Below are 12,459 nucleotides of genomic sequence, written 5' to 3' on the forward strand. Positions count from 1 at the left end.
TTCCCTAGTTGACTTTATTTTTAGTTATATTGGTTATATCATTATATCAAATTTATTTGAATTTATTTGATTTATAAAGTTTGAGATGATCAGTATAAGTTTATAAGTAATTACTTTTGAGAGAAGTTGGTATTATAGGGCTTTTCAAGTTACTGAGGTATAGTTTTTTTCTGAATTTTCTATTCCTACCAAATGCAAATTATTGCTCCCTACTTCCTAAAACCAAGGAACTTTGTATCTCACTCATTACCAGAGATAGAAATTCCTATAAATCACTTAAACTAATCAATATCTATTGACTGATAATGACCACAACCTTTACATGGTCCAATAGGGTTAACTGCACAACGAATATAAGAAGACCTAGCATTAAATTTACAAGTTAGGTCTCCTATTATGTATCCTACTCCTTCAATATACTCTTGTTCTGGTTGACTAGATATAGCTCTTATTTCTCTATAGTTTACAACTAATCTAGCTGAGTTAAGTCTTTCCATAGTCCTTGCTTCCAGCTTATGGAAAGTCCATGCATAAAATAAGCAAGGAGTTATGCTTATCAAAAAAATTAGTAATATTCCAAACACATTTATTCTGAGTTTATTACAAGTGCAAATCTATTCTATCAATCTTAAATTATTGGTGGATAAATGTTTAGAGATTTGTCATCTTTGAAAACTGAAAACTTTCTTCTTGTATTTATGTAGTATAGGAATTAGCTCGAAATATCAGGGAGTGGAATTGTCCAGAATGTTGTAGTCGTCGTGATAGGGATATAAACCCAAGCATCAATATTTTGGCTGCTGGAAGAGTAGTGTAAGTCTGGGTCGCGACTGTAAGACCTGAAGGGAGTAAATTTCGGAAGGCAGGCGCTATCAGACAGAAAGCCACCAACAGTAATGTTAGGGAAGCCTGCCCTGTCTCGTAGAGCAGCGTCGGGAGAATGTCAATGAACGATAAAATGACCCAATGTGCAAATAGTGGGAATATTTAAACTTATGCTTACATACATACTGGCCTTAGCTGTTGGTCTTGGTAGTTTAGCTTTGTATATAGTGGCCTTTTTCTTTCCAGAGGTCCATCGGAAAAACGATTTTATCTGGAGTGGTGTAGGTCTTTTCTATGCCTTGGTATTGTGGTTTTGTGCAGGTAGAATTACAGGTGCGGTGTTACTGGGTCAAGTGGCAAGTGTAGCTTTATTAGGTTGGTTTACTTCAGAAAGTTTAATGTTGCGTCGCCAAGTGACTCCAGTTGTAGAGCAAACCAAAATATCAACTGAGAAAAGTACTGAAGATTATACTCAGAAAAAATCAAAAATTGTTTCTGAAACAACATCTATATCAGAAGTAGAGAATATGGAAAAATTAGATTTATCTGATTCCCCAATAACCTCTACCAAACAGTCAGAAAATATTACTACTGAAGAGTTGGTGAATATTGTTAAAACAGGAGAAACTGAATCTGAATTACTATCATCTGAAACTACTTCAGACTTAAGTAAAATAATCAAAGAATCTGAAGCAGAGACAACTGAAAGTATGACAGAAAAAAATGTTTTAACTGATGCTAAAACTGAATTAGATACATCTCAGAAATTAGATAAAAGTTTATCTAAAAAAGCTCGTGGTTTTGCTCAGTTATTGACACCTATGAGTGGAATATTGAGTAATATTAAAAATGTCATTCAAGGTAGAGATAATAAAAATACTGATTCTGACTCAATATCTACACAAAATCAAGCTGATACTGAGAAATTAACTTCTATTGAGGAGGTAAATACTGAAGTTAATGAGACTATAAGTCAGACAGAAGATACTCAAGCTAAACAAGAATCTTTAATAGAGAAAGAAGAGTCTATAGTATCTGATGTTAAAACAGATAAAACTACTTTGACAGAAGTTGAAAAGGAAGCAAACTCGTCTTCAAAATTAGAATCTACACCTACTGAAAAACCTGCTACGGAAACTTCTAAATTAGCTGAAGTTTCTGCGCTTGAAGATAGCTCTTCTTCACCAGAAATAATAACTACTCAAGATAGTCAGAATCAGGAAGAAAATTTGACTGCTATTTCTTCTGAGGAGAAAAATGAGACTGATAATTCAACATCAGATTTATCAAAAGATAGTCAAAATAAGTCAGTAGATTAGTAACACAAAAATTGAAAAGGGTAACAACAAACAACAAATAATAATACATACGAAATATACAGGGAATTTGAAGGTAAAATGTAAGGTTTCAGTCTTTAGCTGTTAGCTATTGATAAAATGTTTATTAATTGAGCTAGAATTAACTCTTACTAGAAAAAGGGGGCTCTTTTGCTGAGAGCTAATAGTTGAATACTTACGGTAAAACTACAGCTCAATTCCCTTTTTCTAACTATTCACTCGAAGTTAATGTTAAGAGTGTGGAAAAATAATTTGTTAAAATAGTAAAGGCGATAAAAATACGAACTGAAGAGATATGTTTGACTGACTAAAAAGATGATTTTATACCTAAAAAAGAGTCTTGAAATAATTTATTCTGCGGAGTTAATTATGAATTATAGGTTATCAAAAATTGTCTATTGATTTATAGTAAATATTTATTTTCTTGGTATTACAGGAGGTGTATTTTTGACTAAAAATATAAGCTATTAAATAATAAATAAAACCGAAAAAATTAGTTCTGAGTTTTGAGTTCTCAGTTTGGAGTTTTGTTCTTTGTAATAAACATTTATTACCCTTGGTATTATTAAGAGACGGTTTGTCAAAAAAAGGTAAAAATGGCCATGAAGAAGTATTGAAGGTAAAGGTAGGAGAAAACAATGCTCACTGTCAAATAAATGTCGGTAAAAATTTTTAGCCAGCGATCGCGCAGGTACGCGAGTAGAAACTACTCGAACCTCTGCTACCGAAACCTCTCTGAATGAGGGCCAAAACCAAGTGCTAATCTCACAGAAGTAGTAAATATTCTATATCCTTTACTGTGGTTTTCATTGGCGTTCTTTGTCCCACGATCTACTACCAAGGCAAACGTCAACAAAATTTCCTAAATGGTCGTGACATGGTGTTGGGGAAAAAATCAATCATAACTCTATGGTGATAGACAAGAGTCCAAGAAGCACAACATCCAGAACCTACTGTAACATTTGTTAATTCTTTGATGGTAAAAACAAAAGCAAAAAGGCTCAAGTATATGGCTTAGATGTTGGTAAAAAATTAAAAGGTTGTAAGCGTCATATCTTGGTTGATACTCAAGGAAGACTACTAGTTAAATTCACGATTATTGCAACGGGTGATAGTATGGTAGCGATATCCAATTTAAAAATTTCGAGGTTTTCTGACCATTTATTTGATACCTTTGAGTATTTGGAGTTGGAAATATAATTAGAAAATAATTCTCAACATATTCGGTGCTCTAAATTCTTATTAGATATCTCCAGAAATTAAATTTTGACCCAGGTACGAAAGGATTTAAGATTAATTATGGTCGAAGTCTATTGAGTATGTGTCAGTAATGTAGTAGAGTGATGCGAAAAATTTCTGGCCTTGTAGAACGAACTCAAACTCAACTATAGCTTTATTGTCATTAGGTTTTGTCCCTCAACTAAACCTATGCTTATTACTGTAGGGACGTTGTATGTAACGTCCCTACAAATTTGTAGTTTATTTGAGGATAATGTAACTGAGCTTTTGCTAATAGTTATTCGAGAATTAATTGATAATCAAAATCTAATTTATCCATTGAGTATAAAGAAAATAATTGACACTCTACTGAATCTTTATTATTAAACAAAGTTATTGATCAGATGTTCATTGCTTAATAATTGAAGTATCTCCTAACCATAGTGTTAATGTATGATAATTGGTATTATAGTAAATTAACAAAAGGTCGCTACTGTATTAATCTCAACACTCTTAGTAACAGACTTTAGCATTGTAACAGTATTTTTTTAAGTACTATATCTTATAAGTAGTGATGCCGAATTAATTACACATATATACAAGCTCAATTATTAGCCTTCTTATCAGCTGAAATAATTAGGGTGAACTGAAAAAAAAACTGAAAGTATTTACTTAAATATTACTAAGGTTTTCTTGTGGAGAAAATTTACATTTTTGGGGCTCAGGTTTGTTTAAAATTATTAAATTTGAGCGACTAAGGATAGAAAAATCGAAAAAAAAATGTTTCCCAAGATATCTTTTGTAATTCACATTTATTCCTGCTTCTATACCTCAATATTTTCTCGCTCTGTGTTTTCTGCTCTTACTTATAATCTTACTTATAAAATGTATTCAGCAAGTCTTAATTAAAGTAGGTAAATAATAATGTAATGAAACTTAAGAGAAATCAATGGACAGAAAAATCGAAAAAAAAAATGTTTCCCAATATATCTTTTGTAATTCACATTTATTCCTGCTTCTATACCTCAATATTTTCTCGCTCTGTGTTTTCTGCCCTTACTTATAACCTTACTTATAAAATGTATTCAGCAAGTCTTAATTCAAGTAGGTAAATAATAATGTAACGAAATTTAAGAGAAATTAATACGCATAAAAAATTTAGTTATTAAAATGATAATTTGGAAAAATTTGAGGTTAGTTATATCTATTGTATGTCTATTAATTGTTCCTCCATCTATGATAGTCGATAAAAAAGCGAATATAAATTCACAAGCACTGACAAAGCCGACAAAAAATGAGAGTTATTATATTTCACAAAATAATCTAAAAACTGAAATACAGAAACTTGAGCAACAAGCAACTGAAGAATTTAATAATGGTAAATAAGAGAAATTAATACGCATAAAAAATTTAGTTATTAAAATGATAATTTGGAAAAATTTGAGGTTAGTTATATCTATTGTATGTCTATTAATTGTTCCTCCATCTATGATAGTCGATAAAAAAGCGAATATAAATTCACAAGCACTGACAAAGCCGACAAAAAATGAGAGTTATTATATTTCACAAAATAATCTAAAAACTGAAATACAGAAACTTGAGCAACAAGCAACTGAAGAATTTAATAATGGTAAATTTGAGGTTGCTTTAGAACAATTTAAACAAGTATTAGAAATTTATACTCAACAGAGCGATCGCTTTGGAATTATTCAAACTTTAGATAAAATTGCTGTTGTTTATGATGCTCAAGGTAAATATCTGAAAGCTTTAGAATTTTATCAGAAAACATTAGAAAAGACTCAACAGGAGAAAAGTAGTGAAGATATTAGTGCTATTTTAAGTAAGATTGGTTTAGTTTATTCCCAGTTAGGTCAGTATGAAAAAGCTATAGATTTTTATCAGCAATCTTTAAATAAAAATTATCCAGAACAAGCTATTATTTTAAATAAAATTGGAACAATTTATTACCATTTAAAACAATTTTCTAAAGCTTTAGAATATTATCAACGAGCTTTAGAGGTTAATCGGAAAAATAAAGATAATACTGGTATAGCAAAAACTCTAGATAATATAGGTGTAACTTATCGAGAACAGGAAAAATATTCTGAAGCATTAAAATATCATCAAGAAGCATTAGCTATTAAAGAAAAAATTGGTGATAACTATAATAATTCAGCTACTCTTCATCATATTGGCTTAGTTTATAGAGAATTAAATAAACATTCAGAAGCTCTAAAATTTTTAACTAAAACTTTGATTATTGAACGACAACTTGGGCACCAAGATAAAGAGAGAATTACTCTTGCTAATATAGGTAAATTATTAGAAAGAAAGAATCAAGATCAATTAGCAATAATTTTTTATAAACAATCAATTAATATTACTGAAAATATTAGGAAAGATTTAAAAAAATTACCAGTAGAACGGCAAAATTTACATATAAAAAGTATTCTTGAAATCTATCGTATTTTGGCTGACTTATTGCTCCAACAAAAACGTGCTTTAGAAGCACATCAAATCTTAGATTTACAGCAAGTACAAGAAATATTTGAATATATGGGGAACTTACAAACTGATGAATATGAATATAGTGAAGTTCCATTGCTAGAGTCAGAAAAAGTGTTTTGGGAAAAATATACTCAGCTAATAGATGAAGTTGATAAAAGCCATAAACAAAATCCAAATCACTTAGAGGAAAAATTAGTAAAAATTCAGCAATTTTTTGATAGTGAGGAAGTAAAATCTATAATTTCAGAATTAGAGAAAAATGCTAGGAGTCAAAAGCTAAATTCAGATATAGTACTTTGGTTACAGTCTGAACTAAAGGAGCATAAGCAAAAAAATACTGTAGTCTTATATCCATTACTTTTAGAAAATCGATTAGAATTAGTATTAGTTAGTGCTAATTATCCTCCATTTCATCGAACTGTTTTAGTAAATGAGAAAGAGTTTAATCAAACAATATTTCGATTAAGAGGAAAATTAACAAATAAAAATAAGTCTAATCAAATAGTTATGCAGGAAGGATTAAAACTATATAATTGGTTGATTAAACCTATAGAAATTTACCTCAAACTTATTCAAGCTCAAACAATTATTTATGCACCTGACCAGAAACTACGTTATATTCCATTGGCAGCACTATATGATGGAAAAAAATGGTTAGTAGAAAGATTTAAGGTTAATAATATTACTGCTGCAAGTTTAATGGACTTAGAACCTAGAGAAAGATTTAAACCTACAATTTTAGCAGGTGCTTTAACAGAAGGAAGTTATAATTTTGAAGTTGGTAAACAAAAGTTTGAATTTGAATCATTACCCTTCGCTGGAGTAGAGGTAGAGGAAATAGAGAAGATATTTCCTGATACAAATAAATTGTTAGGCAATGGCTTTACTAAAGAAGCAGCAGAATCAAAAATGAATAGCTATAATATTGTACATTTTGCTACTCATTCTGCTTTTATAACTGGTCATCCAGAAGAATCTTTTATATTATTTGGAGATGGCGCTCTCGCTACTTTACGAGATGTAGAAAATTGGAATTTACAGGATGTAGAATTAGTAGTTTTGAGTGCTTGTCAAACTGCTTTAGTAGAACAGACAGCAAATGGTCAAGAAATACTCGGTTTTGGTTATAAGATACAAGAAGCTGGAGCAGCGGCAAGTATAGCAACTCTATGGCGAGTTGATGATCAAGGTACTCAAGAATTTATGAATGATTTTTATACGGCTTTGAAGAATGGAGAAAGCAAGACAGTAGCATTACAAAAGGCACAAATTTCTATGATTAATAGTGAGTACAGTCACCCCTCTTATTGGGCACCATTTATTTTAATTGGAAATGGGCTGTGAGTAGGTTTTGGAGGTTAGGAGCCAGAACTTAGAACTCAGAACTCAGAATAAATAACTTAAATGGTATTTCTTAGTTCATAAATTATATTTTAGTTCAAAATACATATACTATAAATCATTTTAATAACTCTAATGATTCATAATATTCTTTTTTTTAATTAGTAGAATATACCGAACAGCAAAAAAATTAAACTTTTGCAATAGTTGTGATTGCTTCCCTATAAAATTAACGATTTTTGAATCCTAATTGAGATAACCTACCCTCTAAAAATATAATCGACTCAAAGCATTTGAAAATAAAATAAAGTACCTTTTTAGGTTTTAAAAAAATGCTATATTTTAAATATAAAAAGTTGTGATTGCTTCCCTATAAAATTAACGATTTTTGAATCCTAATTGAGATAACCTACCCCTAAAAATATAATCGACATCAAATTAACGATTTGTGAATCCTAATTGAGATAACCTACCCTCTAAAAATATAATCGACTCAAAGCATTTGAAAATAAAATAAAGTACCTTTTTAGGTTTTAAAAAAATGCTATATTTTAAATATAAAAAGTTGTGATTGCTTCCCTATAAAATTAACGATTTTTGAATCCTAATTGAGATAACCTACCCCTAAAAATATAATCGACATCAAATTAACGATTTGTGAATCCTAATTGAGATAATCTACCCTCTAAAAATATAATCGACTCAAAGCATTTGAAAATAAAATAAAGTACCTTTTTAGGTTTTAAAAAAATGCTATATTTTAAATATAAAAAGTTGTGATTGCTTCCCTATAAAATTAACGATTTTTGAATCCTAATTGAGATAACCTACCCCTAAAAATATAATCGACATAAAATTAACGATTTGTGAATCCTAATTGAGATAACCTACCCTCTAAAAATATAATCGAATCAAAGCATTTGAAAATAAAATAAAGTACCTTTTTAGGTTTTAAAAAAATGCTATATTTTAAATATAAAAAGTTGTGATTGCTTCCCTATAAAATTAACTATTTTTGAATCCTAATTGAAATAACCTACCCCTAAAAATATAATCAACTCAAAGCATTTAAAAATAAAATAAAGTACCTTTTTAGATTTTAAAAAAATGCTATATTTTAAGTATAAAAAGTTAAAGACATAAAATATAATGTTTTTTTAATAGACCTTTCCACAAAACCTAATTAATCCTAAAACTTAAATTTGATCAGATAATTTAAGTAAAGATACTATATCTTTAAAAACACAGAAAAAAAACACAAGTTATTTGAGAAAAATTAATCTACTTTAAGAGATGACTTTTCTTATTTAATAAGTAAAATAATAAGAGCATAAAAAACTATGCAGTCTTATTTAATTCTGAAATACAGAGGTATTTTTTAGTGCGTAAAAATCCAATAATTAAACCTTTTTTAAAATGGGCAGGAGGCAGTGCGGTTCGTTAGGTCCAAAACCGCTCCGGGAGCGGGGGAGGACTTGGGCCTGATCTCCGTGGGTCAGACTCAACTGTAGAGAGTTTCTAGGTTAAAGTCCTAGTATCAAGGTGTCTAGATTAACTCCATTATCCTTGCCAAGGAGACTGGCCGTCAAATAGGTAAAGCAGGATAAAAAGCAGGTAAGAGCTAACCTATCTAAGCTACATCCCTGCAAGGGAGGTTGAAAGGGTAAACGAAAGTGAACTGATGTTTGAAGCGTCGTCAGCCCAAGACTGTGGACACGATAGGTAAAGTCCTAGTCGACTATGAATGAGGAGCAATGAGTTACCTCTCGTTGTTTAGACATCCTTCTCTTGCCTGCAAGAGCATTCATCGGCGTATAGTCAGTACCCGACCCAACCAGATAAAACCTCTACGGAACGAAATAATTCTAGCAAAGTTCTCTCAGAGTAGGCAGCCAAGCCATAAACTTTGTCGGGAAAAGATGATGTCAGAAGCCAATGCCCTGAGTAACATCAGGGATATGCAGACGGACATCCCTAAGTCTAGAGAGTAGAAACCTAGTAGGAAGTAAAATGTCCAATACGAGGGAGACAACTACGGTGGAAATGGAATGGCACAAAGTTAATTGGAAAGCAGTTAACAGAGCAATATTCCGGCTTCAGAAAAGAATCTACAAAGCGTCACACAATGGTGATACTAAGGCTGTCAAGAAACTCCAGAAGTTATTGGTCAAGTCCAAGTCAGCTAGACTGCTTGCTGTCAGGAAAGTCACTCAAGACAACACAGGTAAGAAAACACCAGGTATAGATGGGGTAGGGGAATTAGCACCATTACAAAAACTGGAATTAGCCCGAAATCTTAAATTGAATGGCAAGGCTAAACCTGTGAGGAGGATAGAAATTCCCAAGTCTGGCAGAAAGAAGAGAAAGCGACTAGGCGTGCCAACAAGGTTAGATAGAGCAAAGCAGGCTCTAGCCAAGCTAGCTTTAGAGCCAGAATGGGAGGCTAAATTTGAAGCGAATTCATTCGGCTTCAGACCAGGGAGGAGTACTAAGGACGCCATTAGGGAGATTTGCAGCGATATTAACCAAGGGAGTTACTATGTCCTGGATGCCCATATTGAAAAGTGCTTTGACGGAATAAATTATAGGAAACTGTTAAATAAGCTTAATACTTATCCAGGTATGCGCCGACAGGTTAAAGCTTGGCTTAAGTCAGGGTTTATTGAAGAAGATGTCTTTTATTCGAATGAAAGTAGGACTCCTCAAAGTGGCCTAATTTATCCGTTACTGGTCAATATAACTTTACATGGAATGCAGGAGGCATTACATGAGGAATTCTACAGGAAATACACCACCAAGGCGATCGCTCCTAAGTATAGTATTAGACCTGGCACTTTATTTCACCCTCCTCTCTTTCATAGGTATGCATTTGATTTGGTTCTGTTGCATAAAAGTAGGAAGGTGATAGAGGAGTCTCAGGTAATTATCAATGACTGGTTAAGGTCTATGGGGCTCCAATTGAAGGACTCAAAGACAAAACTGGCCCATACCTTAGGCGATGGAAAAGTCCAAACCGGATTTGACTATCTAGGGTTCAATGTTAGGCAATACCCAGTCAAGGATATTAACTGTGACACTGACAGGCAGGGGAAAAAGTTACGGTTTAAAATTCTAATAAAACCCTCTAAAGAGGCAATAAAACGCCATACCAGAGTCCTTAAGCACACAATTAGACTATACCGCAATGCTTCACAGGAGAAACTAATAGAAATACTCACTCCCAAGATAAGGGCATGGAGTAACTATTATGATTCTGTGGTAAGCTTAAAAGTTTTTGGTAAGCTTGACAATATTCTCTTTTATCAGCTTCTCAGATGGGGTTATTACTGCGCCCCAATGCAGGGCAAGAAGCAAGTGGTAGATAAATACTGGGGAGTAGACAAAGGGAAAGGGTGGAAGTTTATAACATCTGAGGGCAAACAACTCCGATGGCACAAGGATACTCCCATCAAAAGGTTTGTAAGACTGCAAGAAAACAAGTCTCCTTACCATGAAGACTGGGCTCACTAGATACAAGGGCCCTCTAGTTACATAGTAGTAAAGAGGGAAGTTGCAATACTAACTGTAAGCAGTACTTTACTAAGGAGAATAGTCTGGAGGTGGATCATATTATTCTGTTCTCAAAAGGAGGAGGGGACAATATGGGCAGTAAACAGCTGACTTATAATTACTTTCACCATACCAAGACTGTCTCTGATGTAGCCATAGACGCAAAGAAACTGACTAGGAGGAGCCGAGTGAGGGGGAACTCTCACGCTCGGTTTTGAAGGAGAGGATGGAATAGTGATATTCTATTCGACTCTAATAAAGACAATTATTATCTGAATTAACAAAATATATCGACCAAAAATCCCTAAAGAAATGTACATATTATGAACCTTTTATTGGTGGAGGAGCGCTTTTATTTGAATTGCAACCAACCAGAGCAGTTATTAATGATCAAAATAAGGAATTAATTAACTGTTACGAGGTAGTTAGAGATTCATTGGATGATTTAATTGAAGAGTTAAGAGAACATGAAAAACATAATAATGCTGATTATTTTTATGAAATTAGAGATTTAGATCGTTCACCAGAAAACTATAAAAGTCTCTCAGCAGTAAAAAGAGCAGCCAGAATTATTTATTTGAATAAAACTTGTTATAATGGTTTATTCAGAGTTAATTCTCAGGGGCAGTTTAATGTTCCTTTTGGTAGGTACAAAAAACCGAATATTTTAGATGAAGCTGTTTTAAAATCTGTGAGTCTTTATTTAAAGAAAACTAAAGTAAAGATATTAGATAAGGATTTTGCTGAAGCAGTTAAAAATGCTAAAAAAGGTGACTTTATTTATTTAGATCCCCCTTACGATCCTCTTTCTAATACCTCGTCTTTCACAGGATATGATATCAATGGTTTTAACAGGAATGAACAAAAAAGACTAAGGGAAGTTTTTGATGAATTAAACGAGAAAGGTTGCCTGGTTATTTTAAGTAATTCTCAAACAGATTTTATTATGGGTTTGTATCAAGATTATCAGGATAAAATTAAGGTAGTCAGGGCAGCAAGAAGTATTAATTCTAAAGGCTTAAAAAGAGGTAGAATCAATGAAATTATAGTGTTAAATTTTTCAGCATAGCTAGGATTAAATATGATGAAAGATTATTAACTATGTGAAAGTTTATTTCACGGATACCAAAAATTAAGAGCGGTCTATTAAAATAGTTTATTTACGCTGGAAGGCATCTCAATTAACATCCTACTAGCATCAAATCAAAAATTATGATCAGAATTCCTGTCTATTAAAATAACTGAAGTTTTATTAGACTAGGTATAAGGGTTGATAAGTCTTTGGGAGTTCCTGGCTTAGAGCAAGTGTTACGTTTTTCAACTTGTCTATTTAATACTCTCGGACTGCCCGCCCGCGACATCTTTCAAAAATGGTTAGTTGGACGAGATTTTTAACTGCTATTGCTTCGACTATTTTAATTTTGGTAAAAGTGAATAATTTCTACAATATTGATAGTAACTTTTATCTTTTATAGTGTGAAAAATACCACAATTAAAGCAAGTCTATTCTCTGAGATCTAATTCTTTTTGACTTCTTTTAAAAATACAATAATATTTCGGCTTATTGACTGCTATCTATAGTATTAATTACTCTAAAATCACGACTATACTTTTTTCAATTAGTTTCATTTATAATTTTACATTGTCTCTTTGTCAATTGATGCGCTCCAGCAAGAGACTT

General features: G+C 32.1%; 6 protein-coding genes and 1 pseudogene. 6 read left to right on the plus strand and 1 reads right to left on the minus strand.

The features are described 5' to 3' along the window. Positions 1-281: 281 nt before the first annotated feature. Entirely contained in the window at positions 282-584 is a 303-nt protein-coding gene (locus TERY_RS18745) for a DUF6464 family protein (RefSeq protein ID WP_063823351.1), read from the minus strand. A 140-nt stretch (positions 585-724) separates the two neighbouring features. Here TERY_RS18745 and TERY_RS37440 point away from each other — a divergent pair, with 140 nt between their 5' ends. The 6 genes and pseudogenes from TERY_RS37440 to TERY_RS18770 all read left to right on the plus strand — a co-directional run. After that, the gene (locus TERY_RS37440; protein ID WP_370497280.1) at positions 725-817 is read left to right on the plus strand and encodes a hypothetical protein; all 93 of its coding nucleotides are present in this window, start codon (positions 725-727) and stop codon (positions 815-817) included. Positions 818-995: 178 nt separating this feature from the next. Continuing rightward, on the plus strand, positions 996-2,144 hold the full coding sequence (locus TERY_RS31215) for a Ycf66 family protein (protein ID WP_011613266.1): 1,149 nt from the start codon (positions 996-998) through the stop codon (positions 2,142-2,144). A gap of 2,472 nt (positions 2,145-4,616) precedes the next feature. Next, positions 4,617-4,766, plus strand: coding sequence for a hypothetical protein (locus TERY_RS35385; protein ID WP_196797121.1), 150 nt, complete (start codon positions 4,617-4,619; stop codon positions 4,764-4,766). 36 nt (positions 4,767-4,802) lie between these two features. Next, a complete protein-coding gene (locus TERY_RS18760; protein ID WP_011613267.1) occupies positions 4,803-7,232 on the plus strand; it encodes a CHAT domain-containing protein in 2,430 nt (809 codons plus the stop codon). A gap of 2,007 nt (positions 7,233-9,239) precedes the next feature. Then, the gene (locus TERY_RS18765; protein ID WP_052845841.1) at positions 9,240-10,739 is read left to right on the plus strand and encodes a reverse transcriptase N-terminal domain-containing protein; all 1,500 of its coding nucleotides are present in this window, start codon (positions 9,240-9,242) and stop codon (positions 10,737-10,739) included. 310 nt (positions 10,740-11,049) lie between these two features. After that, positions 11,050-11,847: pseudogene (locus TERY_RS18770) on the plus strand (DNA adenine methylase); the annotation flags it as partial. Positions 11,848-12,459 lie beyond the last annotated feature (612 nt).

The sequence above is a fragment of the Trichodesmium erythraeum IMS101 genome (assembly GCF_000014265.1).
Taxonomy (GTDB): Bacteria; Cyanobacteriota; Cyanobacteriia; order Cyanobacteriales; family Microcoleaceae; genus Trichodesmium; species Trichodesmium erythraeum.